This window comes from Neobacillus sp. 19, from assembly GCF_049463095.1.
Classification (GTDB): Bacteria; Bacillota; Bacilli; order Bacillales; family Cytobacillaceae; genus Neobacillus.
Genome location: NZ_JBMPZU010000035.1, coordinates 1 through 25613 on the forward strand (window position 1 = coordinate 1; position 25613 = coordinate 25613).

A 25613-nucleotide genomic window follows, 5' to 3' on the forward strand; every position below is an offset into this window, starting at 1 on the left:
AGGCAACGGATGAAGAAACAGAGGCCATCGCAAAGAGCGGTGCAGGAATGGTTTATTGCTCCGGCAGCATCGGTATAATAGATGGATTAGTCCCGCCAGTTTTAAAATTTATTGAAAGTGGGGGTATTGCCGGATTAGGCTCCGACCAAGCGCCTGGAAACAATTGCAATAATATGTTTAATGAAATGAAATTTGCTGCCATTTTAAATAAAGTTAAGCGATCAAATCCAACAGTCTTTCCGGCAGCGCTATCGCTTCGGTTAGCCACAATTGATGCAGCGAAAGTAATGGGGATTGACCATGAAGTGGGGTCATTAAAAAAAGGAAAGAAAGCAGATGTCATAATGATTAACTTGCTGGAACCAACGCTTTCACCTCTTTTCATTGATCCAATTCGAAATATTATACCCAATCTTGTTTATTCAGCTAGAGGTCATGAAGTTGAAACGAGTATTATTGACGGAAAAATTATCATGGAAAACCGACAAATAACAACGATTGATACGAGAAGTGCAATTTTAGATGCGCAGCAGGCAGCTAAAGAAGTCAGTTTACGGGCTAAAAAAGATATTCTCCAAGCCGATAGTGAAATGTTACGGATGATGGAGGAGGGACTTTTATAAAAGATATTCACAGCACTTTTTATTGCAGTGTGGCAAAAGATCAGGATCACATTTGATTCTGGTCTTTTTATCATTCAAAGTCATATTTTTTCTGGATCGGCTGCCTGCCTTTCAGAAGGGATTGTGGTTATTTTAAAATCTTTTTTTACACATATTCATTAATGGACACCCATCACAAATGGGTGATGCCTTGCAATGCTCCTTCGCGTGTACAACGAGAAGGGCGTGATATTCATTAAATAGCACCAAGTCTTTAGGCAGCTCTTTTTCAATTTGATTTCTAAAGCCATCATATAATTCTGGCATATCATAGCCCAAGCGGTAAAATATCCGCCTTGCGTAGGCGTCCACGACAAAAATCGGAGTATCAAATGCGTAAAGTAAGATAACATCAGCCGTTTCGGGGCCGATGCCTTTTATGTTTAAAAGTTCGGTGCGCAGTTGATGTCTGTCTATTGTTTTTATCAAATCGATTTCATATTCATATGTTTTAAACCATTCCATAAATGACTTGATCCGCTTTGCCTTTATATTGAAAAAGCCGCTTGGCCTGATGATCTGAGCAAGCTCATCGAGAGGTAAATTGTCTATTGCTTCAGGATCTAAAAAAGGTCTCAGATTGTCTAGGGCCTTGTCAACATTATGCCAGCTCGTATTTTGCACGAGGATAGATCCTATCATCATTTCAAACGGTGTCTCAGCTGGCCACCATCCTTGAGGACCGTAGTGTGTGTATAGTTTATTGTAAATTAATTGATAATCGTGCTTCATTTATTCACCTAATCGCTTTCTAATCCTATTTCCACTTCATATAGTAGGAAAGAGTGTAGCCGAAAACTTTTGTAAAACACCTTTCCGACAGTAAATCTATCTTATCCGACAGTAAACTCATCTTATCCGACAGTAAATTTACCCTATCCGATAGTATTGCTGCCCTTCCCGACAGTAAATTATAGGTTTCGCATTTTTAGTAAAGAACTCGCCATAAGTAAAACGTGGCATAGGCTTGCCAATTCTCCCATCTTGATGAATACCCTAAGAGTTCATCCTTCCCGGGCTTTTTCTCTGAACCGGTTAAATATTTAATGGCATTATGCAGTCCGACATCATCCATCGGATATGCTGAGGTAAAGTGCAAGCAGCGCATTAATACATAATTCGCTGTCCATGGACCTATCCCTCGGATCTTAACTAAACTCTTTTCGGCTTCTTTAAGGCTGTCCAATCTTAATAATTTTTCCTTCGATAATTCCCCGCTGGCCATCAATTGGGCAATGCCAATAATATATTCGCTTTTTTTCAAAGTCATTTTAATATCTGCCAGATCTACAGGTGTTAATTTTGCAATTTGTTCATAGGAAGGAAATACCCAATAATTCTTGCCATTCCACTCGATTGAATCGCCAAATTTTTCAACAAATTGTCTTTTTAACGTGTAGGCGAATGCTAAGTTGATCTGCTGCCCTAAGACTCCCCAGCAAAGGGCCTCAAATAAATCTGGAACGCCGATTACACGTAATCCGTAGAATTGTTGGACTGGCCCCATAAGCAGCGAGTCTGCTTTGGCCATTTCATAAAATGGCGTCAATTCACGATCAAGGTCAAACCATTCGCGAATGAACTGAACAACTTCAGCCAGCCCCGACTGTTGAAGAGGTCTAGAGTCTTTTAAGAACTGGACAATCATCTGATTCCGGACATTTACGTGTATTTGTACTAACGAACGTGTTCCTGCAACGGGAATCACCCTCGTGATAATTTCGTTTTCGACTTCAAACATACATTCATTCTTGTTACGTTCTAAATAGCCAAGATTTGCCTTTATATTAAAATCTCTTGGCAAGTCTATGATGATATCTCCATTGACTTCTTGCCAACTATTTTGCCTATCAGTCACAATAAAACCTCCACATCTTTTTCTATCATTATCATAAAAAGTAATTTCACTATCTTGCTTTTTTATCTGGAAATAGTACATTCAGTTTGATCTGGAGCTATAATTATAGAAGAGGTGGTCAAAATGATTCAAGAGGATTCAAGCGAAATCATAACAGATGAAAAGTGGCAGGCCATTATTGGCAATGATGCATCATACAATAATCAATTTTTCTATGCTGTTAAGACCACGGGGATTTTCTGTAAGCCGTCATGTAAATCACGCATTCCTAAAAAGGAAAATGTCTTGATCTTTCAAAACGCTGAAGAGGCACTGTTGGCCCATTTCCGTCCATGTAAACGATGCAAACCCACAAATGAGCGATTACCTGATAACGATTGGGTTGCACTCATTACAGAATACATTGATAAGAATTATCCTGAAAAGCTAACTCTTGATACCCTGGCCGAAATGAGCCATGGTAGCCCGTATCATTTGCATCGGACATTTAAAAAGATTACCGGTAATACGCCTGTTGAATATATTCAGCAGGTTAGAATAAATATGGCCAAAAAGTTATTACTTCAGTCGGACCGGGCAATTGCGGATATAGCGAAGGCAGTAGGTATACCCAATACTCCTTATTTTATTACATTATTTAAAAAGATGGCAGATACTACACCCGCCTATTTCCGTCAATTACATGAATCGGAGGGAACAAAATGAAAGTACAAAATAGGAAGGCCCCTATTTATTGGTCATTATTGAATATTAAAAATTGGAATTTATATATTGCAGCGACAGAGAAAGGGCTTTGCTATGTTGGGTCACAGAACAAGCCATTCGAAGAATTTTCTGATTGGGCAGAAAAGCGGTTTCCTGGCAGTCCGCTAGTGGAAGATAGGGAGAAGCTGGAGCCTTATGCAGCCGAATTAATAGAATATTTTGAGGGGGAACGAAAGAATTTCTCCGTCCCGTTTGATTATCATGGGACAGAGTTTCAAGTTTCGGTTTGGAACGCGCTTTGTGAGATTCCGTTTGGAGAGACAAAAACCTATTCAGACATTGCAAACCATATTAATAAACCTGCCGCTGTTCGTGCAGTAGGAGCGGCCATCGGTGCTAATCCAGTTTTAATTACAGTGCCATGTCACCGTGTTGTCGGAAAAAACGGCTCGTTGACCGGTTACCGTGGCGGTTTAGAGATGAAAACACAACTTCTGGAATTAGAGCGGGAAACAATCCACTGATTATTACATCGATTGTTTTTTGATAAAGATATTATTATTTCTAATGTTTCGGCCATCAATAGTATAATGATATTGATTACAATAAGAGGAGGGACCTTAATGAAATACATAAACATTGCCAACACAGATTTAAATGTTTCCAACATGATTATGGGCAATATGCGTTTAACCCAGCTTTCTTTATCAGAGGCTGAAAAATTAATCCGGACAGCGATGGAAGAGGGGATTAATTTCTTTGACCATGCAGACATCTATGGAAAAGGAAAGTGTGAGGAAATCTTTGCAGATGCGATACAAATGAACCCTGCTATCCGCGAAAAAATGATCTTGCAAAGTAAATGCGGGATTATCTCATCGGAAGGTTATTTTGATTTTTCGAAAGAGCATATCTTAGAGTCTGTTAATGGTATTTTAAAACGGTTGAAAACCGAGTATATTGATATTCTGCTGCTTCACCGCCCGGATCCATTGATGGAACCAGCTGAAGTAGCAGAGGCGTTTGAAGAGCTTCAAACGAGTGGTAAGGTAAAGTATTTTGGCGTATCAAACCATAACCCTGCACAGATTGAGCTGCTGCAGAAATACATTCCATATAAACTGGTGGTCAATCAACTTCAATTTAGCATTGCGCACACTCCAATGATTGACTCAGGTATCGCGCTCAACATGAAAACTGACCAAGCCATTAACCGTGACAGCAGCATATTAGAATATTGCCGTCTGCATGATATTACGATGCAAGCATGGTCCCCATACCAACATGGCTTCTTTGAAGGATCGTTTTTAGGCGATTTAGAACGGTTTCCAGAACTGAACAAAGTGGTAGACAATATTGCCGAAAAATATGGCGTTACGAATACGGGTATAGCTACAGCGTGGATCACCCGCCATCCGGCTAATATTCAGGTTGTCCTTGGAACTACCAATACAGAGCGAATGAAGGAAGCATGTAAAGGCGCAGAAATCAGATTGACAAGAGAAGAATGGTATGAAATTTACAAGGCTGCAGGGAATATCGTACCTTAAAAAATAAGGCGTGAGAATCATCTTCCAATAAGAAGATTCTCACGCCGTTTTAATATTAAGAAACAGATGTTTTAGGGATCGTGTACCCCAGCTCAGCCAGCTTTTGAATTTCCATATATTCTATATGATGTTCTTCCATTTCTTTAATTCTAAAGGAATAACCATCCAATTCAATGCCATCGCCTTGTTTAGCATCGAATTTTTTTGACAAAAACCAGCCGCCAATGGTGTCCAAATCCTTATTTGAAATCGATGTGCCTAAAAGGTCGTTGATCGTTTCAATTAAAACCTTACCATTCACAATAAAGTGCTCGTCGTTTAGTTTACGGACCTCGGGAATTTCATCTGCGTCAAATTCATCGCGGATATCACCAACAATCTCCTCAAGGATATCTTCTACTGTAACGAGACCAGAGGTACCTCCAAACTCATCCAAAAGGATTGCCATATGTGTTCTTTCTTTTTGCATTTTCAATAGTAAACTTTGTATGGGAATGGTTTCAATCACACTTATGACCGGTTTGATGAAAGCCGTAATCGATTGCTTATTTACAATGTCATGCGATATTTTGGTCATTAAAATATCTTTGAGATTGATAATCCCAATAATGTTATCTTTATCGCCGTTAATGACAGGATAGCGAGTATATTTTTGTTGCTTCATTAATGAAAGGATAACTTCCGGCTGAGCATCGACAGAGATACTTACCATTTCAGTCCTAGGGACCATAATTTCTTTGGCTGTACGATTGTTAAAATCAAACACGTTATTCACATAGGTTAATTCGGATTCATTGATTTCCCCGCTTTGATAACTTTCAGACAGTATAATCCTTAGTTCTTCTTCTGAATGAGCCGATTCATTTTCAGAGGCAGGCTTAAGCCCGAATAGTCCCGTGATTTTTCTGGCAGAGGTATTAAGCAGCCAGATGAAGGGATAAAACAATTTGTAAAATAAGATCATCGGTTTGGCAAAAGCAAGCGTAATCTTTTCAGCCTTTTGAATGGCAAACGATTTGGGAGCTAATTCGCCGACTACCACATTAATGAAGGTAACAAGTGCAAAGGAAATGATGATGGATAATATATGCGAGAAGGAACCATTTAAATGAACCAAATTAAATAATGGCTCCAATAATTTTGAAACAGTTGGCTCTCCCAACCAGCCTATCCCTAGTGCGGTAACGGTAATTCCAAGCTGACAGGCGGATAAATATTCATCCAGGTTTGTTACCACGTGTTTAGCTGCTGTTGCTCCGCTTTTTCCTTCCTTTATCAGTTGATCAATACGTGTGCCTCTTACTTTCACAATTGCAAATTCTACCGCTACAAAAAACGCAGTCAATGCAATGAAGATGGCAATGATGATCAGGTTAACTATGTCCAAATGGCTGGCCTTAAATTTTGTAAGGCCTACACCTCCAGTCGTTAAAATTATTATTAATCTATAAAGTTGATTTATTTGAATATGAACTATAGTTCAATTATTGCATAAAACCAACCATTTTGTCAATACAAAGGTGAACTATGGTTCATGTTTATGTGTGAATTCCAGATTGGTGTTATGCACCAATTTCCAAAAAAGTGAAACTTTCGCTCTAGTTTGTCGTATACTTAATAGGAATATTTTACATATGTGGAAATAGGGGTGTTGAAAATGGAATTGGAAAAAGACATGATTGTGAAGAAAGAGAATCCGAGTTTACTAGGGATGTTTACAAGCCCGGGACAACAGTTTGAAAGGATTAAGCAAAATCCTAAAATTTGGGTCCCTTTGATTATTATTACACTCATCTACACAGTCGGTACAACGCTAATGGCTCTCTCCATGGATGTGGAAACATTAATTGGGCAAGGAATTCCGGAAGATCAAGTAAATCTTATTTTAGGATTCACGAAAATAATGATGGCAGTGATGGGATTATTTATTCCAATTTTCGGTGTGCTTATTAGTAGTGTGATTCAGTTAATTATCGCCAAAATAGCAAATGCAGCGGTTACCTTTAAACAGTTATTTTCAATGAATACCTACATTATGATAATTGGAGCAATTGGAGTCTTATTAAACATGGCTATAAGGTTTGGAATTGGCGGCAATCCGGAAATCTATATTACTAGTCTAGCTGGTTTGTTAGATTCTGAAAAAGCGGGTGTCTTAGGGTCAATTGAAGTATTTGGAATTTGGGGAGTAATATTAACAGCTTTAGGACTCCATAAAACAGCAGGATTTTCTAAAGGCCTCGCCTGGACAATTGCCATTGTCTTCTTCTTAATTCAGATTGGCTTTGGATTGATTGGGACTCTGTTTCAAGGAGCGCCGAAGCTATAATGAAAAAGAAAACGTGGATTACAATTGGTGTAATCAGTCTAGTTGTCATCATGATAGCGGTCAGTGTTTACCGGCAAGTTTTGGCAAAAGGACCTTCTGTGAAAACAGCTGGAATTAGCGAACAAGAAATTTCTTCGCAGCTAATGATTCCAGGTACAGTAAAGCTTCAAGAAGAACAAATGGTCTATGCCACACCAGACAAAGGAGAGCTGAAGGAGCTTCTCGTCGAAGAAGGGCAGGAGGTTAAGAAGGGAACAGTCGTGGCAACATTGCAAAATCCTCAGCTAGATTTAGAAATTGAGCAAAACAAACTGGCCATTGAATCGGCTAATTTGAAGCTTAATCAAATGGATAAGAAAATAAAGCAGTTAAAAGAGAAGGAAAAGACCTTGTCAGACCAAGTGGGAAAAGAGGAAGCAAAGAAACAGCTTGCACCGGAGCTGGAGCAGCTTGAAATGGAAAAGAAATTAGCCAATTTGGATTTGAAGCAAACTTCACTTCAAAAAAATATGATTAGCAAGCGCCAAGCCGACTTAAAGATTCAGAGTAACATAGACGGTATCGTATTATCAGCAAAAAAACCCGACGCTTCGACATTGGAAGGAACGATGACTGAACCTATCATACATATTGGGAAGCTGGAAGGGTTGACAGCTGCAGGCCTATTATCTGAATATGACACATTAAAAGTGAACAGCGGCCAAAAGGTCATGTTGAAGTCTGATGCAGTGCCAGGTCAGGAATGGCAGGGAGAAATCACAAAGATTGCCCTTCTCCCACAGCAAAGTCAGGCAGGAATGCAAAATGGCAGCCAAGCTGTCCAGTATCCAGTTATAGTGAAAATTTCAGGCGACACCAAGGCCTTAAAGCCTGGCTTCCAAGTCATTATGGAGATTGAAACAGAAAAAAGGTCTGCCATGGTTTTGCCAATTGATGCAGTGCATGATGATGGGGATCAGCCTTATGTCTTTATCGTAAAGGAAGGAAAAGCCACTAAGCAAAAGGTGGAGACGGGTATTACCTCCGGAGAGAAGATTGAAATACTTGAAGGGGTAACAAAGGGAGACAAGGTCATTGTTGGTGGGCCCGATAATCTTAAGAACGGGTTGGAAGTGACAGTCAAATGATCCAGCTCGAATCCATCACAAAATCATTTTTGCTTGGAAAGGAAAGTGTTCCTGTATTAAATGGGATTAGTCTTGAGATTAAGAATGGTGAGTTTGCAGCCATTATGGGCCCATCAGGTTCTGGTAAATCGACATTGATGAATATTATTGGCTGTTTGGATAAACCAACTGAAGGTAACTACTTTCTGGGCGGGGAAAATGTCTCGCATTATAATGACAAAGAATTGGCCCGTGTCAGAAATCAGTCTATTGGCTTTGTCTTTCAACAATTCCATTTGCTGCCGCGTTTATCGGCATTAAAGAATGTTGAACTTCCGATGATTTATGCCGGAATAGGGAAAAAGGAGCGCCAGGCACGGGCAGAAGAGGCATTAGTGAAAGTAGGATTGTCAGATCGGATGGATCATCTTCCCAATGCCTTATCTGGCGGACAAAAACAGCGAGTGGCAATTGCCAGATCGATTGTGAATAAACCTAAGCTTATTCTTGCAGATGAACCAACCGGGGCACTTGACACGAAAACCAGCATGGATATTATGGAGCAATTTCGCGAGCTAAATGTCGAGGGTGTAACCGTTATTGTTGTTACCCATGAACCAGAAGTGGCGGAATATGCCAATCGGACGATTATGGTGCGCGACGGGATGATTCAGGCCCCTGCTGAGAAGAATCGGGGGCGATTGAGATGAGTTTTATGGAAAACCTAACCATGGCTTTAAGTTCTCTTAAGGCGCATAAGATGCGGAGTATCCTGACAATGCTTGGGATTATTATTGGGGTTGGTGCTGTCATAATAGTAGTGGCCATCGGTCAAGGGGGAGAAGCGATGCTGAAATCGCAGATTACCGGACCCGGGAATACGATTGAAATGTTTTATCAGCCTTCTGATGAGGAAATGCGGGCAAATCCGAACGTTTTCATGCAGGCGCCATTTAAGCAAGAGGATATTCGAGCCCTTGAACAAATCCCGGAGATCAAACGGGTTGTCGCCTCCAGTACCAAATTATCTGCTGCCAGATTTCAAAAAAATACAGCAGACGTATCGACAACTGGTATTAATCAGGCCTATTTACAATTAAATGAATGGAAGATAGCAAAGGGAAGAAGTTTCTCTTCTGCTGATTTTCTTGGCGGCAGACGAACGGGTCTCATCAGCGATAAGTTGAAGGAAGAATTGTTTAAAAAGGAAAATCCTGTAGGGAAAGTGATAGTAGTCGCCAGCCAGCCAATTGAAATTATCGGTGTCTTAGAAAAGCCGACAGGCCTCCTTTCATTTGGTTCAATGGAGGTTTATCTTCCATTTCAAACCTGGAAAAATATTTACGGCAGCAGCGATTTTACCCAGGTAACGCTTCAAGCGGCTTCTGCTGAAAAACTGCAGGCGGCAGGTAAAAAAGCAGCAAGTCTTTTAAATAATAGGCATAATACTGAAAAATCCTATCAGGTCATTAATATGGAAGAAATTGCTCAAGGAATTGGACAGATTACTAAAATTATGACCTTAATCATCGGGAGCATTGCAGGAATTTCCTTATTTGTCGGAGGCATTGGGGTTATGAACATCATGCTTGTATCAGTAACTGAAAGAACAAGGGAGATAGGAATCCGTATGGCACTTGGGGCAACGCGGGGGCAGGTCTTAACGCAATTCCTTATCGAATCCATGACGTTAACCTTAATAGGAGGTGTATTGGGAATTTTTCTTGGTTGGGGAACAGCAACGGTTGTAAGCTTCTTTGCCGGGTGGCCATCTTTGGTATCATGGCAAGTGGTGTTAGGCGGGGTTTTATTTTCTATGGTTATTGGTGTCTTGTTTGGCCTATTGCCGGCCAATAAGGCTGCCAAGCTTGATCCGATTGAATCACTTCGGTATGAATAGTCAGTAAATATTATTTTATGGCGAGACACACACAAATTGGTGCCTCATTTTTTTAGTATAAGTTAATGATTGAAAAGTTGGCAGAAGAAGAACGTTATGATAAGATAATTTGTGAAATATTCAGTTAACTGTTATGGGTTCACCTGGCCAAAATAAGAGCTTAGAAGGAGACGAGTCGAGGATGGAAAAAGTGAGTGTAGAAAGCAAAGGTTATTTTGGAGAGTTTGGCGGCAGTTTTATTCCGGATGACTTGCAGCAAGTGATGAATGAACTCGAGGAACAATTTTTAAAGTATAAGGACGACCCAGAGTTTATTTGAGGAATTAAACTATTATCTTAGAGAATATATCGGTAGAGAAAACCCGTTAACATTTGCTGAAAATTTAACAAAGCAGATTGGCGGGGCAAAAATCTATTTAAAACGTGAAGATTTAAACCATACTGGTGCACACAAAATTAATAATGCAATCGGGCAAATTTTATTAGCCAAACGAATGGGGGCAAAGCGGATTATCGCAGAAACAGGGGCTGGTCAGCACGGTGTGGCGACGGCAACCGCTTGTGCCATGTTTGGAATGGAATGTATCATTTATATGGGCAAATTAGATACTGAGCGACAGGCTCTAAACGTTTTTCGCATGGAATTATTAGGGGCCAAGGTTGTTCCGGTTGAAAAAGGCCAGGGGCGTTTAAAGGATGCTGTGGATGAAGCATTGGGGGATCTGGTTCAAAACTATAAAAATACTTTTTATTTACTAGGATCTGCGGTCGGTCCTCATCCATATCCAACAATGGTTAAACATTTTCAGGCAATTATTAGTGAGGAATCTAAACGGCAGATTCTTATAAAAGAAGGAAAACTGCCAACTGCTGTTATAGCCTGTGCAGGAGGCGGCAGCAATGCGATTGGCGCATTTGCTCACTATATTGATGAACCCAATGTTCGCTTAATCGGATCAGAACCAGCAGAAGCACCAACTTTAACAGAAGGTGTCCCAGCTGTCATTCATGGATTTAAATGTTTGACACTGCTTGATGAAAAGGGAGAGCCTAGACCAACGTACTCCATTGCCGCCGGCTTAGATTATCCTGGTGTCGGTCCAGAACATAGTTATTTGAAAACAAGCGGCAGGGCTGAATATGTGACTGTCAGTGGACAAGAGGCACTAGAAGCATTTCAATTACTGAGTAAAACGGAAGGCATCATTCCGGCATTGGAAAGCTCTCATGCGGTTGCCTGCGCTATGAAGCTGGCAAAAGAATTGGCTGCTGACGATGTACTGATTGTAAATCTTTCAGGCCGCGGCGATAAAGATGTCGAGCAGGTTTTTCATATGTTAAAAAGTTAATCGAAAAGGGAAAGGGCGAGGGAACCATCTTTCGCTCTATTTCTGTTAACCTGCTGCCTATCGGTATAGCAAACCACATGGGAAAGTCAATTTTTTGAGGAGTTAAGGCATATGGAAGAATTAATTTTTGTAAAGGGATACAAAGATCATGAATTATTAAGAAATAGTTTTAATCAATTAGCAAAAAACACGTTTGGCATCGAGTTTGAAACCTGGTACCGACACGGATATTGGACAGAAAAGTATCAACCATATTCTTATATTGAGCATAATACGGTGGTAGCGAATGTATCCGTTAATCTCATAAATTTATTCATCAATGGTGAGATGAAACATGCGGTTCAAATCGGAACGGTCATGACACATCCAGATTACCGGAATAAAGGACTTTCGAGACGGCTGATGGGAATGGTTCTAGAGGATTATAAGCATGTTGACCTTATTTATTTGTTTGCGAATCAAACGGTGTTGGATTTTTATCCGAAATTTGGCTTTCAGAGGATAGAGGAAGTACAGTTTTTACTGGATTATAGTCACAACCACCTCGAAAATCGTCCGACAGTAAAAAAATTAGACGGCAGCTGTGCTGAGGATTTAGCATTTATTTATTCGTTAGCGGCAGACAGGGTCTCAGGTTCGAAAACCTTTGGAACAGTAAGCAGTGAAGAACTCCTAATGTTTTATTGTTTGATGGTATTCAGTCATGACCTCTATTATCTTGAAGAGGAAAAGGCACTAGTAATCTTTCAAATAGAAGAAAATATCTTACACCTTTATGATGTAGTTTTTAGTGAGAAAGTGAATATTGATGAAATTGTAAATAAAATCGCCAATAAAAATATTAATAGAGTGGTTTTCCACTTTCAACCTGAAAGTCAAAAAGCTGCCATTGTCAAACAACCATACCAAACAAGGAATCCTCTCTTTATCAAGAACCAAACAAACATCATATGGCCACCCGAATTTAAACACCCATTAACATCCCAAGCATAGGCGAAATGGAATTTTTTAAGCATGATGGAATATAATTAATCATACTTAAGGACTGTATTTTGAGTAAAAGGGGAGTTATATGGATTGGACAAGGGTTAGGTTTTACATAAACAATAGTAGAGCAGAAAGTTCGTCTTTTTTTCAGCGGATTTGTTTTATTTTTTTGGGGGCTTCTCTTGTCGCGGTTTCCCTGCAATTATTTTTGGTGAAAAATTATGTAATTGACGGGGGAATTATTGGCATTAGCATTATTCTCTCACATATCACCCGCCAGGAAGTCGGTTTGTTTCTATTACTACTGAATACTCCCTTTTTCATCCTTGCTTATTCATACCTGGGAAAAAGGTTTCTTTCGCTCAGCCTTTTCGCTATCCTTGTTTTATCAGCAGGAACATATTTGCTTGAACCGTTTCCAGTCATAACCGATAACCCCATTTTAGTGATTGTTCTTGGAGGGATCGGTTTAGGATTAGGTGTTGGTATTACGATTCGGTTTGGTGCCTGCTTGGATGGGACAGAGGTATTAGCCATCCTGTTTAGTCAACGTTCCCCTTTTTCAATTGGACAATTTGTCTTGCTATTTAACTTGTTTATATTTGGAAGTTCGATTTTTATCTTTGGTTTGCATGAAGCCTTTTATTCACTGGCAACCTTTATTGTAGCATATAAGACAATTGATTTTTCTATTGAGGGACACAATTGATGGTCAGTGTCCTTTTTCTTAGCTTGCTATTTTGTGCTTGTTAAAAAAGGTACGAAGTACTTTATTAAAGGAACCCTTTGCTTCAAGCTTTGCAATGTGGCCGGTATTTCTGAAGATGACATTTATCATGGTTTGTATATGACACGTATTACTTTTTTGTGTTGATTTCTTTCCTTATACTTGTGATAACTAAGAAGTGGAAAGGAAGTCAAACTATGATGAACGAAAAACAAAAAAGTTTGCGAAAGCAAGTTGCACCTTACGAAAATTCAAATACAAAAGCCAGTATATGGCAGGTGATCAATACCATCGTACCTTTTTTTAGTCTATGGTTTCTTGCCTATGAAAGTCTGTCGATTTCTTATTTTCTAACCTTGGCGATTGCAGTAGTTGCCTCAGGATTTTTGGTGCGGACGTTCATCATTTTCCATGACTGCTGCCACCATTCCTTCTTTAAAAATCGGAAAGCGAATAAAATACTTGGAACAATCACAGGAATTTTAACGGTATTTCCTTATAGTCAATGGGCACATGATCACTCAGTCCATCACGCAACAAGCAGTAACCTCGATAAGCGTGGGACTGGAGATATTTGGATGCTGACAGTGGAAGAATATATGTCTGCGTCATTTGCGGCTCGTGCACAGTATCGCTTGTACCGTAATCCATTTGTTATGTTTGTTTTAGGTCCCATTTATGTTTTTCTTATCAAAAATCGTTTTAACAGAAAAGGTGCAAGGCTAAAGGAACGACTCAACACTTATTTAACCAACGTTTCACTTGTATCATTGATTGGGTTGCTTTGCTGGGCAATTGGCTGGGAATCATTCTTGTTGGTAGAAGGTCCAATCTTTTTATTGTCAGGTTCTGCAGGGATTTGGCTCTTCTACGTTCAGCATACGTTTGAGGATTCTTATTTTGAAGAAGATAAGGATTGGGAATATGTCAAGGCAGCAGTGGAAGGCAGCTCATTCTATAAACTGCCGAAGGTCCTGCAATGGTTAACTGGGAATATTGGCTATCACCATGTTCACCATTTAAGCCCCAGAGTGCCAAACTATAAATTGGAGGAAGCACATAATAATACACCTCCATTACAAAATGTACCTACCGTTACATTGGGGACAAGCTTGAGTTCGTTAAAATTCCATCTCTGGGATGAAGAGGCTAAAAAGTTTGTTAGGTTTAAAGATGTAGGAATTTCAGCTAAAATAGAGAATGTATTAGGAAAAAATGAAGGCACCGTTAGATAGGATAGAGTTATTACGGTAATACTTTCGCAAATGAGGTCCTGTTTATGATTAAGAAATATATGACATTTCAAAAAAACAATGGTATTGCACCGTATATATGGACCATTCTTTGTATATTGCCTTTTTACTTTATTTTTCAATCCTCCTCCACAATCGAAATTGTTGTGGGGGTTTTACTCACCATAGTGTTCTTTATCCTTTACCGAATTGCCTTTATTTCAAAAGGATGGCCAGTATACCTATGGACATTGATCCTCATTGGAATTTCCATCACGGCGTCAAGCCTTTTCAGCTATGTTTATTTTGCTTTTTTCTTAGCCTATTTTATTGGTAATATTAAGGACCGTATTGCTTTTTTTACCTTGTATTTTATCCACCTAATCAGTACATCAGCGGCCATCAACTATAATATTGTCATTCATGAGAAATTATTTTTAACACAGCTTCCTTTTGTTATCATTATTTGGATAAGTGTCATCCTTCTTCCATTTAGCATACATAATCGCAAGGAGCGGGGACAGTTAGAAGAAAAGCTGGAGGACGCTAACAAAAGAATTTCTGAACTAGTCAAAATAGAGGAACGTAATAGAATTGCCCGAGACCTTCATGATACGCTTGGGCAAAAACTTTCATTGATTGGTTTGAAGACGGATTTGGCACGGAAATTGATTGGGAAGGATCCGGAGCAGGCGCGGCAGGAATTAAAAGATGTGCAGCAGACGGCAAGAACGGCGTTAAGTGAAGTGCGAAAAATGGTTTCTTCAATGCGCGGCATCCGCTTAAAGGATGAAATAATCCGGGTCAAGCAAATTATTAAAGCGGCAGAAATCAATTTTGTCAGTGAAGGAGACTTCACTTTGGCTAATGTTTCGCTGTTAACTGAAAATATATTAAGCATGTGCTTGAAGGAAGCCGTAAACAATGTGGTGAAACACAGTAAAGCCAAAACTTGTTGCATTTCGATTGAACAATCGTGGAAAGAAACCGTGATGACTATTCGTGACGATGGTGTTTTTAAGAGTGAGACAGAAACTTTAACCCAGGGTCATGGATTAATTGGGATGAAAGAACGGCTGGAATTTATTAATGGAAATCTAGAGCTACTAACAAAGCTAGGAACTACCCTGATTATTAGAGTGCCGAATGATGTCAAGCCGTTGGAGAAGGAGGAGCGAAGATGATAAGAATCGTCATTGCCGAAGACCAGCAAATGCTTTTAGGAGCCTTTGGTTCATTGCTTAATTTAGAAGAAGATATGGAAGTGGTTGGGAAGGCCTCAAACGGTGCAGAGGCCGTAGCCTTGGTTAAGAAATTACAGCCTGATATCTGTATTATGGATATTGAAATGCCCGGAAAGAGCGGCCTTGAGGCCGCTGAAGAGCTTAAGGGTCTTGGCTCTAAAGTAATAATTTTAACAACCTTTGCCAGAACTGGATATTTCCAGCGTGCTTTAAAAGCGGGTGTAAGCGGCTATTTATTAAAGGATAGTCCGAGTGAGGAGCTGGCGAGTTCAATCCGGAATGTAATGGCTGGCAGACGAATTTATGCCCCGGAATTAATGGATGATGTGTACGGAGAAGAAAATCCTTTAACAGAACGAGAAAAAGAAGTGCTAGAGCTCGTGGCCAATGGAATGAACACAAAGGAAATCGCTGAAGAGCTAAGTATTAAAACTGGAACTGTCCGGAACTATATTTCCGTGATCTTAGATAAACTTGAAGTAAAAAATCGAATTGAAGCCATTACCCAATCAAAAGAAAAGGGATGGTTTAAATGAAGTTGTTTTTTCGGCAGGGGTCACCGAAAAAAAACGATTAACGGCAGCCGAATTCACAATTATTCGGCTGTCGTTTGAAATTTTCCTATGTAACTTTTGATATATTCAAATACTTCAATGGGACGTTCTTCCGGCAATGCATGTCCCGTTTCTTTTAACACGATTAGCTCAGAGTTGGTTAAATCTTTGTTAAGCTGCTCCCCGACTTTAAGCGGTATGGATTTATCATGATCTCCCCATATCAAAAGGCAAGGGGTTTTAATTTGCTTAAGCACCTCGACGGGAAGGTCTCCTTCTCGGTCGCGAATCATTCTTGTCAGTGCCACGAAAATACCATCCTCTAAAAATGGCTGAAGATATCCATTTATCATTTCCTCATTAATAATGGAGTGATTGTAAAGTGTATCCTGGAGATTTTTCTTCACTCCTGTTCGAGCAAACCAATATTTCACAAATAAATGAAAGTATGGAATGTAGCTAGAAATAATTAATGGCAGTTTGGAGCGTTTTAAATAAGCTGAGCTGCAAAGTAGAATAGCCTTGTCGGCAAGCTCAGGCATCATGTGCAGGATATTAAGGACAATTTGCCCGCCCATGGAATGGCCGATAAAGGTCATGTTTCTTAATCCTAAAGATTCTGTTAGTTTAATCACCGTTTGAGCGAGGTTTTTATAGGAGTACACATATTGATTGCATTTTGCACTTTTTCCAAAGGGAGGGAGATCCACGGATAACACTTGGTACTCGTTTTTTAACAGTGAAATTAAATGACGAAATGTGAAGGTGGAAGAAAGAAATCCATGTAATAAAACAAACGTCTTTTCCGCTGTCGGATGCGGATAAAATTCATAATAAACATTAATGTTATTTATCGGCTGATAGCCTGTGTATCCAGCCTTATCCATATAATCTTCCTCCTTATTCCAAAAATGAAGAGTTGAAATTAATGTACCCTTATTTTTGACCCTTACACGAAAAATTTAAATAAAGTAAAAAAGGTATATGAATTTTTCCTAAAATTTTTTTAAAAAAATAAAATAAAGTATTTGAATTTTTAGAAAACTTCTTGTATAATAAAAAAAAGCTCAAGGAGTTGATTTCCATGGAAAAGAAATTATTAAATTCACCACAACATTCGGATGAGTATACAGATGCTGCAGTTGCTGAGATGTTTCTAAATAATGCCCTGCTTGATTTTAGGAGGGAGAAAATCCGAAAGGAAATCGACCAAACATTACAGGATGGGAATAAGGAATTATTCCTGAAACTAACAGAAGAGTTAAAGAAAATTTCGTAACTTGAAAACAATCGACGCTATTTTTTTAAAAGAATCCCCAATCCATTGGACTGGGGATTCTTGGCCGTTATAGAATGGCGTAAAGGTGAGGTTTGAAGAAGTTTGGAAAGAATAAAAATAGTTAAAAACCGTTTGGGCGTTCCAAGCGGTTTTTTTACTTTTTTAGGGATTTTACCAGGGGAGAAAATATGACAATTTTTTTAATTTCTTGTTTACAGAAAAGGAAAGCCTTGGTAAGATAAAAAATGTGTTCAATATTTGAATTAATATATTTTAAATATATTCATAAATTGAAATTAGGAGGTGGTGGTGTGAGTGTACCTGCTGCAAAACTGAAGTCGAATAAAAGATTACTAGCTATAAAAGGACCGGGAAGGAAATTTTCTATTATGCCTTTGTTCTTTATTTTACCGGCTATTATTCCGCTATTCATATTTTGGATTTATCCGATGGTTAGGTCACTGCTCATTAGTTTTACCGATTGGGATTATGTCAGTCCCGAATTTGAATATGTAGGCTTCAGTAATTATACCGATCTATTATCTGACCCGGCGTTTTACTCTGTCTTGCTAAATACACTTGTTTTTTCGATGGGTGTGGTTATACCTTGTGTTTCAGGCGGGCTCTTGCTTGCGTTATTCGTAGGCGGAAGTGGAAAGGGAATGGGGATTTATCGAGCCCTGATTTTTTCGCCCTGGGTAACGCCGACTGTCGCGGTTTCTATTGTTTGGTCATGGATTTATGAGCCCAATGTAGGTTTAGCTAATTGGTTGTTAAATCTGCTGCATCTTCCAGCTCTTGAATGGACCTCAAGTTCCACATGGGCTATGCCGGCAGTCATAATCGTTAGTATTTGGAAGGGTGTTGGCTGGGCGATGATCTTTTACCTGAATGCCTTGAAAAGAGTTCCTGTCAGCCTGTATGAAGCCGCGGCATTGGACGGTGCTGGCAAGTGGCGTCAATTTTTACATATTACCGTACCGATCATCTCCCCAACAACATTGTTTTTAGTTGTGATTACCTCGATTGATGCGCTTCAGGCCTATGATCAAATTCAGGTCTTGACGCAGGGAGGGCCGGCAGGAAGTACAAGAACGATGCTGTATTTCTACTATCAGACAGCATTTGAAGAATTTAATATGGGGAAAGCGACCGCTACGGCAATCTTGCTGGTCATTATTACTGCGGTATTTTCATTCATTCAATTTTGGTTATCAAGGCGTTGGGTTCATTATCAATAAGAAAGGGGGCATCAGGAAATGAAAAAGCTGCCTATAGTGATGCTGAAGCATGTAAGTTTTATTTTTATTAGTTTAATGATGGTTTTCCCTTTCTTATGGATGGTGGTAAGTGCCCTTAAAACGAAAGATGAGATCTGGCAATTTCCGCCTACTTTGTGGCCGGAAAAACCGATGTGGAATCATTTCAGTGAAGCTTGGGCGATGGCACCATTTGATCAGTACATTTTTAACAGCGTTTTTACTGCATGTGTAATTGTATTGATTCAAATTGTCAATTCGGCGTTAATTGCCTATGCCTTTACGCAATTAAAATTTAAAGGAAGAAACCTGCTGTTTTCAATTATTCTGATTACGTATATGCTGCCTACAGCGGCAACATATGTGCCGAGCTATGTTATTTTAGCTGATTTCCATTTACTGGACACATATAAAGGCTTGATTTTTTCTAATGCTGTCAGTGTGTTTGGAATATTTCTGTTTAGACAGGCGTTTATGCAGGTTCCGAAAGAATTGGTTGAGGCGGCAAGGGTTGATGGTGCAAACCATTGGAGAATTATTTGGACGATCATTTTTCCAACGACTAAAGCAACCTTTGTCACATTCGGGTTGATTAGCTTTGTCCAAAACTATAATAGTTATCTTTGGCCAACGCTAATAACAACAAGTGAAAAGAAGTATTTAATCACCACAGGGTTAAGGCAATTTTTCATTCAAGAGGGTGCGTATGGGATTCAATGGCCGCTTATAATGGCTGCCAGTGCTTTCGCCGTGCTGCCATTATTAATCTTGTTTGTGTTTGCGCAAAAATGGATTATCTCTGGAATTAGTGATCAAGGATTAAAAGGATAAGAGGGAGGAATAGAAATGTTTACAAAAAAGATTTTCTCAATTAGCACAATAGTTATTTTACTAGTTTCATTGATAACCGGCTGTACTTCGACGAAATCTTCATCAGCAAATGGACCTGTAGAAATTGAGTTTTGGTATGGTCTTGGTGGAAAGTTGGGGAAGGGTGTTGAAGAGCGAATTAAAGAATTTAATAATAGTCAGAATGAAGTAAAGGTCATTGGAGTTGCTCAAGGTTCGTACGATGAAACACTGCAAAAGCTGCAAGCTGGGATCGCGGCCAAAAAGGTGCCGGCAGCTGTTCTATTGAAAAATGACCCAATGAACGCATTTGCGAAAAAGGGGGTTCTTGCTCCGTTGACAACCTACATAAAAGAGGATGGTGAGTTTAATTCAGGAGATTTTATTGCTGCTTTTTATCAGCAAGGGACAATAAATGGTGAACAATATGCCCTGCCGCTTTACGGAACCACTCAAGTTCTGTATTACCGGAAGGATATGTTCGAAAAAGCAGGGATTTCTCCGGAACAGCTTAAAACATGGGAGTCACTGGCTGAGGCTGCTAAACAATTAACAAAGAAAAATGGAAACGTTACTGAAGTATATGGATGGGAGCCAATGTGGGGTCCCGATAATATGATAGATGCAGCCCTCAGCAACGGGGGAAAATATTTAAGCGAAGATGGCAAGAAAGTGGTCATCGATTCCCCTGAATGGGTAAAGGCATGGGAGCTTTTCAAAAAAGGAATTCACGAAGATCAATCAATGGCCATCCATCATGATGGACAAGGCTGGGAGTATTGGTATAAAACAATTGATGATGTAATGCAGGGACGTGCCGCAGGGTATACCGGTTCGAGTGGTGACCAAGGTGATCTGGACTTTTCAATTCTTGCTGCCTATCCACAGCCCGGCTGGGAAGGAAAACAAGCTGCACCGCACGCTGGTGCACATATGGGAGCGATTCCGGCTCTTGCTTCAGAGAAAGAAAAAAAGGCAGCATTTAAATGGTTAACGTTTTTCACGAATGCTGAAAATACAGCTGACTGGTCGATTAATTCTGGATATATCCCTGTTAGAAAATCAGCGGTGGATGTACCGGCCTATAAAGAGTTTGCTGAAAAAAATCCACAAATCGCTGTCCCACTTCAGCAGGCACAAATGGCTACACCGCCATTTGTTGATCCTACCGGCGGAAAAATCTATGACGCACTTGTTAAGGCTGCGGATAAAGTAGAAATCGAAGGAATCTTAGCAGAAAAGGCATTACAGGAAGCCCAAAAAGAGGCGCAGCGTGCATTAGATAAAGTAAGTAAATAAAGATGATGATCATTGGAAAGGCCGCTATCTCTTACGATAGCGGCCTGTTGTTTTAAAAATTGAAAGTAGTATAAACTAATTTTACATTAGTTATCTATTAATGTTCAATAATTAGCCATAATTTATTCCTGGATTAATATTGTTAATATGTTTTATTACCATTATCATTGTATCGATAGTGATAAAAGAAACTAATGAATGAACGGGTTCGAGTTACAAGAGTGTTAGGGGAGAAATACATTGAATTTAAAAAGTAAATTATGCATGTCCGTGGTTGTCATATCCCTATTTTTATTTCCGTCTATTTTTTCTGCCCATGCTTATATTAAACAGTCGATGCCGTTAGAAAATGAAATCTTAGAAAAACCACCAAAGGAAGTAACGATTCAATTTGACGAATCCATCCAGCCGGCTTTTCATTCAATCAAAGTTTTCGATTCAGAAGGAAACAGGGTCGATAAAGAAAATGGACAGATTGATCCAAAGCAGCCTTCCGTTTTAAAGAGCGGATTGAAGAAGAACCTTTCAGAAGGGACATATCGAATAAAATGGAAGGTTGTTTCAAGTGACGGTCATCCTGTTGAAGGTGTCATTCCCTTTCAAATTGGAACAGAGAGTCAAGGCACTTCAGGGTTACATAATGAGACTGAAGGTTATACACCAAAAGCAGATCTCATTATGATCCGTTGGCTGCAATATCTCAGCAATGCCAGTTATGTCGGGCTCCTGTTTTTTTACATGGCTATTTTACCAAAAGGATATCGTAAAAATAGGACAGCGGATCAGTTGTTCCTTAGAATGTATGGAATAAGTTTTGTACTATTATTCATGAGTATTCTGCTAAGCTTGCCATTACAAGCTACAATAGAATCCGGACTCCCTTGGAGTGAAGTGTTTAGCTTTCAACTGCTTGAAAATGTCTTATCGAATACAGCCTTTGGGCAAACATGGATTTACCAGGCTGCCATTCTATTGACTCTAGGCCTTATCACTTCATTTATTGGGATGGCTGAGAGCACGAAAAAGGTCATTGTTTGGGCATGTTTTGGTTTAGGAATAGCGTTGCTGCTGACAAAGACATTCACTAGTCATGCGGCAGCAGGAAACAATCAATTAGTAAAAATATCAATGGATTTTGTCCATTTGCTGGCTGCATCAATTTGGGTAGGAAGTTTAATCGGCTTTGCTGCACTGTTGCCTTGGCGGAAACGTGCAGAAACGAAACAAGATTATCTACTAATGGTAAACCGTTTCTCCAAATGGGGCATCATTCTCGTCCTTCTTTTAACCTTTACTGGAGTGTTTGGCATTCTATTATACATTCCAACCTTGTCGTCCCTTTTCCAAACGGCCTATGGAAAGGTGTTAGTAAGCAAAATTATTTTATTTTTGTTGATGGTCATCCTTGCGGCTTTGAATTTTATGAAAGGAAAAAGAAAAAGAGGGAAGAGGCTTGGCAGCATCCATCTGGGGTGAGTTTACAGTCGGACTGATGATCCTAATTATTTCTGTTGTCCTAACTAATTTACCAACAGCCATGCAATCTCCAGGGCCTTTTAAGGAATCTAAAACAGTCACACACAGCAATCAGGTGACATTGAGAGTGACCCCTAATAGGATTGGCGAAAATTTATATGAAGTTACACTCAAAGATCGTCAAGGGCAGCCAATCAAAAATATTGAGCAATTACACTTAACCTTTACTATGCCTGAGATGGATATGGGCAAAGAGACGGTTAATCTTACTAAAATTGCGGATGGAAAATACCAGGTACAAGGTTTGCATTTCAGTATGGCTGGGAAATGGAACGTCCATGTACACGTTTTAACAAAATCGTTAGAAAGCATTGATACTGATTTTAGCGTTTTGGCCGGCAGTCAATAATAACAATCGAGGAGAATCTCTATGAAAAAATTCATGATAAAGATTTCAAAAGTGTTTATTCCAGCAGTAATCAGTTTATTTTTCTTTTCAAGTATCGCAAGTGCACATGTAACAGTAAGTCCGAAAACCTCCGCAACCGGAGCATGGGAAACCTATACCTTAAAGGTTCCAGTTGAAAAAGATGTGGCAACCACTAAAGTTACTATCAAAGCCCCTGAAGGAGTAGAGGTGATGTCCTATCAACCCGTTCCCGGGTGGACGTACTCTGCTGAAAAAGATACTAGTGGGAAAGTGAAGACCTTTACATTCGAGGCGACCGGTGAGGGAATTCAAGCTGGACAATTCCAGCAGTTCGTGTTTGTAGCAAAGAATCCTGATAAGGCAACAAAGGCGGCATGGGATGCGTTTCAATATTACAAAGACGGCAGTATTGTGGAGTGGACTGGTGGTGAAGGTTCTGATTCCCCGCATTCCATTACGGACATTGTGACGGCAACATCAACTGACCATCATAATACAGCGACTACAGAACATACTGAAAAAACAGATAAAGTGCAAACAACAGAGGACGAAAAAGCAGATGATACGTCCGATTCTCTTCCGCTCATTTTATCAGGTGCAGCAGCATTACTGGCACTTGCAGCGCTTATCGTGGCAATGCGTAAAAAATAATGAAGATGTTTTAAACAGGAGAAGCCTTTGGCAACTCCTGTTTTTTTTAATTGGAAAAAATATGACATTTTTCCTTTAGATTTACTCCCAATCCAGTAAATTCTAAACTATAATAAAAATAAACAGTTAATTCTAAAAAAGGAAAAAGGTTCATGAATTTAGGAAATAGTGTCTAAGTCTCAGGTCTTAGCCGAAAATAAAACCTGAGATTGTTCCCTATTTATGAGATGGCGATTAGACTATTTATAGGGAAACACTTAAGTTTGTGCGGGAGGTTTATACTATGAACAGGAAGATATATGTCCTGCTTACTGATACAGGCACTATTTTCACAAAAATAATCAAGTTGTATACGAAGAAGCCTCTCAATCACGCCTCAATTGTGATAGATGATCATTTTAACAAGGTTTATAGTTTTGGTAGGAAAAATCCACGGAATCCTTTCTTGGCGGGTTTCGTACAGGAAAATATTCGTGGAGGTTTATTTAGGAATGCCGATTGTGCCATTTATTGTATTACGATTACAGATAGACAATTTGAAAAAATAATCGCTAAAATCAGGGATATGGAGGAGCGTAAGAGTGATTACAGGTACAATCTTATCGGTTTGATTGCTGTAATGCTAAACATGGAAATCGATCGCAAAAATGCTTTCTTTTGCTCCCATTTTGTAGCAGCCCTTTTAGAAGAATCAGGTATTCCAATAAAAAGGAAAAAACCACTTTCCCTCGTGACACCTCAGGATATTAAAGATTCAACATCCCTTGAATTAATTTACGAAGGAAAGTTGTCATCCTATGTTCAAAATCATTATCAGGAGGCAATACCTTCTTGCGTCTGATCTTTCCTCCTTTTAACTGACTCCACCAATACCTTAAAAACTCTCAAGGAACGTTGGAAAACTGGACTTTGTACAAAGGTATAAAGGAAAGTCGCGATGAAAACGGGGCCGCCTAGTAAAAATCCAACCACTAAAACAATACTTTCAACGATTATGCGTGCTTGACTAACCGATAGCCTCGATTTATCAGAGATGGATAGCATAAAGCCATCCCGTGGACCGGCACCAATCCCTGCTGCTACATACATTCCACCACCAATTCCAGTAATGACAACACCGGAAAGAAGGATCAAATAATCCAGCCATGTATTTGTTGCCTTAGGGAGAATATCTATCCAAAGGAAAAAGTCCATGATGGGTCCAATCAACAGAGCATTTAGGAGGGTACCAAAGCTAATATAGCTTCGGGCGACAAAAAAGGAAATGATGATTAAGATGAGTCCGCAAATCACGCCCCATGTACCAATCGTTAAACCAAAGTGTTGATAAAGTGCCACATTTAGGACCTCCCAGGGATGAAGCCCCACATATTTAACTTTAACAGCGATGGCATTACCCAACCCAAAAAAGGTTAAGCCTAAAAAGAATAAAAAATACTGAAAGAGTTTCAATCTCTGATGCCCCCAATATCCGAAGTGACTTTTCTGAATAGTAAAAACCTATCCACATATCATATGACGCACCGTCACTTTTTTCAATAGTAAATAGAGATAATGAAGAATGTTTCTTCTATAAAATAATGGTTTAACATATATTCTAGAATAAACCTTCAAGCATTTGAAGGTCTTTTACTTTGACAATGAAAGAGGGATACACCAATGCCAAGTGAAATACAACATGTAGAATTAGATATCCCGATTGAAGTAATTTGGGACTTTATCAGAGACGAAAATAATTGGGCGCCACTTGTTCCAGGGTATATTCAACACGAAAAAATAAATGACCGGCAAATCAGCTGTGAATTTAAAAGTGACCTAGTGGTCATGAAAAAAAAGGTTACGCTCGTCATTGATATTATTGAATGGAATGAACCAAGTAAGATATGCTTTGAATTAAAACGCAAGAACGAAAAGTATATTGGTGAAGGGTATTTTGAAGCAAAAGCAATAAATAGAAATAAAACACGGGTTACTGGGTTTCTCGATATCAATGCAACAGGGTCGATGGGAACCTTAGCAAAAACGCTATTTAAAAAAGCAATTCAAATATCGGATGAAGAAGTGGCGGTGGCCATCTCTTCTAAGTTAGAAGAATATAAACGAAAATAAGGCAAGATGAAAGCCCGCTGCTGTGCGGGTTTTTTATTTGTTCTTTTCCTATATAAAG

27 protein-coding genes and 1 pseudogene are annotated in these 25613 nt (G+C 39.4%); 23 read left to right on the plus strand and 5 right to left on the minus strand.

The features are described from left to right. On the plus strand, nucleotides 1-623 hold a 623-nt coding region (locus tag ACO1D1_RS11420), incomplete at its 5' end, for an amidohydrolase family protein (protein ID WP_423336023.1). Between the two features lie 132 nt (nucleotides 624-755). Here ACO1D1_RS11420 and ACO1D1_RS11425 read toward each other — a convergent pair. Next, the gene (locus ACO1D1_RS11425) at nucleotides 756-1394 is read right to left on the minus strand and encodes an endonuclease III domain-containing protein (protein WP_149869345.1); all 639 of its coding nucleotides are present in this window, start codon (nucleotides 1392-1394) and stop codon (nucleotides 756-758) included. A gap of 196 nt (nucleotides 1395-1590) precedes the next feature. Then, complete coding sequence (locus ACO1D1_RS11430) at nucleotides 1591-2520, minus strand: DNA-3-methyladenine glycosylase family protein (RefSeq protein WP_423336024.1); 930 nt, start codon at nucleotides 2518-2520, stop codon at nucleotides 1591-1593. 123 nt (nucleotides 2521-2643) lie between these two features. On the opposite strand from ACO1D1_RS11430, the gene ACO1D1_RS11435 reads away from it, so the two are divergent. The 3 genes from ACO1D1_RS11435 to ACO1D1_RS11445 all read left to right on the plus strand — a co-directional run bounded on the left by ACO1D1_RS11435 (nucleotide 2644) and on the right by ACO1D1_RS11445 (nucleotide 4775). Continuing rightward, nucleotides 2644-3225, plus strand: coding sequence for a bifunctional transcriptional activator/DNA repair enzyme AdaA (locus ACO1D1_RS11435; protein WP_423336025.1), 582 nt, complete (start codon nucleotides 2644-2646; stop codon nucleotides 3223-3225). Beyond that, nucleotides 3222-3749 carry a methylated-DNA--[protein]-cysteine S-methyltransferase gene (locus tag ACO1D1_RS11440; RefSeq protein ID WP_423336026.1) on the plus strand — a complete coding sequence of 176 codons (528 nt, stop codon included), beginning with the start codon at nucleotides 3222-3224 and terminating at the stop codon, nucleotides 3747-3749. The genes ACO1D1_RS11435 and ACO1D1_RS11440 overlap by 4 nt, the downstream gene beginning before the upstream one ends. 99 nt (nucleotides 3750-3848) lie before the next feature. Further along, nucleotides 3849-4775 carry an aldo/keto reductase gene (locus ACO1D1_RS11445; RefSeq protein WP_423336027.1) on the plus strand — a complete coding sequence of 309 codons (927 nt, stop codon included), beginning with the start codon at nucleotides 3849-3851 and terminating at the stop codon, nucleotides 4773-4775. A gap of 55 nt (nucleotides 4776-4830) precedes the next feature. On the opposite strand, the gene ACO1D1_RS11450 is transcribed toward ACO1D1_RS11445, so the two are convergent. Continuing rightward, complete coding sequence (locus tag ACO1D1_RS11450) at nucleotides 4831-6162, minus strand: hemolysin family protein (protein ID WP_149869350.1); 1332 nt, start codon at nucleotides 6160-6162, stop codon at nucleotides 4831-4833. 270 nt (nucleotides 6163-6432) lie between these two features. Here ACO1D1_RS11450 and ACO1D1_RS11455 point away from each other — a divergent pair, with 270 nt between their 5' ends. The 10 genes and pseudogenes from ACO1D1_RS11455 (at nucleotide 6433) to ACO1D1_RS11500 (ending at nucleotide 16185) form a co-directional block, all read left to right on the plus strand. Further along, a complete protein-coding gene (locus ACO1D1_RS11455; RefSeq protein WP_149869351.1) occupies nucleotides 6433-7104 on the plus strand; it encodes a Yip1 family protein in 672 nt (223 codons plus the stop codon). Continuing rightward, nucleotides 7104-8231: an efflux RND transporter periplasmic adaptor subunit gene (locus tag ACO1D1_RS11460; protein WP_149869352.1), complete on the plus strand. Its 1128-nt coding sequence runs from the start codon at nucleotides 7104-7106 to the stop codon at nucleotides 8229-8231. The genes ACO1D1_RS11455 and ACO1D1_RS11460 overlap by 1 nt, the downstream gene beginning before the upstream one ends. Continuing rightward, entirely contained in the window at nucleotides 8228-8920 is a 693-nt protein-coding gene (locus ACO1D1_RS11465; protein ID WP_149869353.1) for an ABC transporter ATP-binding protein, read from the plus strand. The genes ACO1D1_RS11460 and ACO1D1_RS11465 overlap by 4 nt, the downstream gene beginning before the upstream one ends. After that, nucleotides 8917-10110 (plus strand): ABC transporter permease, encoded by a 1194-nt coding sequence (locus ACO1D1_RS11470; protein WP_149869354.1) that lies wholly within the window; start codon nucleotides 8917-8919, stop codon nucleotides 10108-10110. Before ACO1D1_RS11465 ends, ACO1D1_RS11470 begins: the two co-directional genes overlap by 4 nt. A 181-nt stretch (nucleotides 10111-10291) precedes the next feature. Further along, nucleotides 10292-11459, plus strand: a pseudogene (gene trpB / locus ACO1D1_RS11475) (tryptophan synthase subunit beta). Nucleotides 11460-11570: 111 nt separating this feature from the next. Next, nucleotides 11571-12452, plus strand: a complete 882-nt coding sequence (locus tag ACO1D1_RS11480) for a GNAT family N-acetyltransferase (protein ID WP_149869356.1) — start codon at nucleotides 11571-11573, stop codon at nucleotides 12450-12452. 79 nt (nucleotides 12453-12531) lie between these two features. Continuing rightward, a complete protein-coding gene (locus ACO1D1_RS11485) occupies nucleotides 12532-13155 on the plus strand; it encodes a YitT family protein (RefSeq protein ID WP_149869357.1) in 624 nt (207 codons plus the stop codon). 215 nt (nucleotides 13156-13370) lie between these two features. After that, nucleotides 13371-14408 carry a fatty acid desaturase gene (locus tag ACO1D1_RS11490; RefSeq protein ID WP_149869358.1) on the plus strand — a complete coding sequence of 346 codons (1038 nt, stop codon included), beginning with the start codon at nucleotides 13371-13373 and terminating at the stop codon, nucleotides 14406-14408. Nucleotides 14409-14452: 44 nt separating this feature from the next. Further along, entirely contained in the window at nucleotides 14453-15589 is a 1137-nt protein-coding gene (locus ACO1D1_RS11495) for a sensor histidine kinase (RefSeq protein ID WP_149869359.1), read from the plus strand. Then, nucleotides 15586-16185 carry a response regulator transcription factor gene (locus ACO1D1_RS11500; RefSeq protein WP_149869360.1) on the plus strand — a complete coding sequence of 200 codons (600 nt, stop codon included), beginning with the start codon at nucleotides 15586-15588 and terminating at the stop codon, nucleotides 16183-16185. Before ACO1D1_RS11495 ends, ACO1D1_RS11500 begins: the two co-directional genes overlap by 4 nt. Before the next feature lie 59 nt (nucleotides 16186-16244). Here the strand turns inward: ACO1D1_RS11500 and ACO1D1_RS11505 are convergent, their stop codons facing one another. Then, nucleotides 16245-17090, minus strand: coding sequence for an alpha/beta fold hydrolase (locus tag ACO1D1_RS11505; protein ID WP_149869361.1), 846 nt, complete (start codon nucleotides 17088-17090; stop codon nucleotides 16245-16247). A gap of 197 nt (nucleotides 17091-17287) precedes the next feature. Between ACO1D1_RS11505 and ACO1D1_RS11510 the strand changes: the two genes are divergently transcribed. The 8 genes from ACO1D1_RS11510 (at nucleotide 17288) to ACO1D1_RS11545 (ending at nucleotide 24287) form a co-directional block, all read left to right on the plus strand. After that, a complete protein-coding gene (locus tag ACO1D1_RS11510; protein ID WP_149869362.1) occupies nucleotides 17288-17482 on the plus strand; it encodes an IDEAL domain-containing protein in 195 nt (64 codons plus the stop codon). Nucleotides 17483-17871: 389 nt separating this feature from the next. Then, complete coding sequence (locus ACO1D1_RS11515; RefSeq protein ID WP_423336100.1) at nucleotides 17872-18723, plus strand: carbohydrate ABC transporter permease; 852 nt, start codon at nucleotides 17872-17874, stop codon at nucleotides 18721-18723. Between the two features lie 18 nt (nucleotides 18724-18741). Further along, on the plus strand, nucleotides 18742-19572 hold the full coding sequence (locus ACO1D1_RS11520) for a carbohydrate ABC transporter permease (RefSeq protein ID WP_149869363.1): 831 nt from the start codon (nucleotides 18742-18744) through the stop codon (nucleotides 19570-19572). A gap of 15 nt (nucleotides 19573-19587) precedes the next feature. Further along, nucleotides 19588-20889 carry an ABC transporter substrate-binding protein gene (locus ACO1D1_RS11525; protein WP_423336028.1) on the plus strand — a complete coding sequence of 434 codons (1302 nt, stop codon included), beginning with the start codon at nucleotides 19588-19590 and terminating at the stop codon, nucleotides 20887-20889. A 240-nt stretch (nucleotides 20890-21129) separates the two neighbouring features. Beyond that, a complete protein-coding gene (locus tag ACO1D1_RS11530; protein WP_423336029.1) occupies nucleotides 21130-22365 on the plus strand; it encodes a copper resistance CopC/CopD family protein in 1236 nt (411 codons plus the stop codon). Then, the gene (locus tag ACO1D1_RS11535; RefSeq protein ID WP_423336030.1) at nucleotides 22343-22774 is read left to right on the plus strand and encodes a FixH family protein; all 432 of its coding nucleotides are present in this window, start codon (nucleotides 22343-22345) and stop codon (nucleotides 22772-22774) included. Before ACO1D1_RS11530 ends, ACO1D1_RS11535 begins: the two co-directional genes overlap by 23 nt. Nucleotides 22775-22795: 21 nt before the next feature. Next, entirely contained in the window at nucleotides 22796-23446 is a 651-nt protein-coding gene (locus tag ACO1D1_RS11540) for a YcnI family protein (RefSeq protein WP_149869366.1), read from the plus strand. Nucleotides 23447-23729: 283 nt separating this feature from the next. Beyond that, nucleotides 23730-24287, plus strand: coding sequence for a hypothetical protein (locus ACO1D1_RS11545; RefSeq protein ID WP_149869367.1), 558 nt, complete (start codon nucleotides 23730-23732; stop codon nucleotides 24285-24287). On the opposite strand, the gene ACO1D1_RS11550 is transcribed toward ACO1D1_RS11545, so the two are convergent. Further along, nucleotides 24260-24898, minus strand: a complete 639-nt coding sequence (locus ACO1D1_RS11550) for a YczE/YyaS/YitT family protein (RefSeq protein ID WP_149869368.1) — start codon at nucleotides 24896-24898, stop codon at nucleotides 24260-24262. The two genes, ACO1D1_RS11545 and ACO1D1_RS11550, sit on opposite strands and share 28 nt — an antisense overlap. A gap of 207 nt (nucleotides 24899-25105) precedes the next feature. Between ACO1D1_RS11550 and ACO1D1_RS11555 the strand changes: the two genes are divergently transcribed. Continuing rightward, nucleotides 25106-25555, plus strand: coding sequence for a CoxG family protein (locus tag ACO1D1_RS11555; RefSeq protein ID WP_149869369.1), 450 nt, complete (start codon nucleotides 25106-25108; stop codon nucleotides 25553-25555). Nucleotides 25556-25613 lie beyond the last annotated feature (58 nt).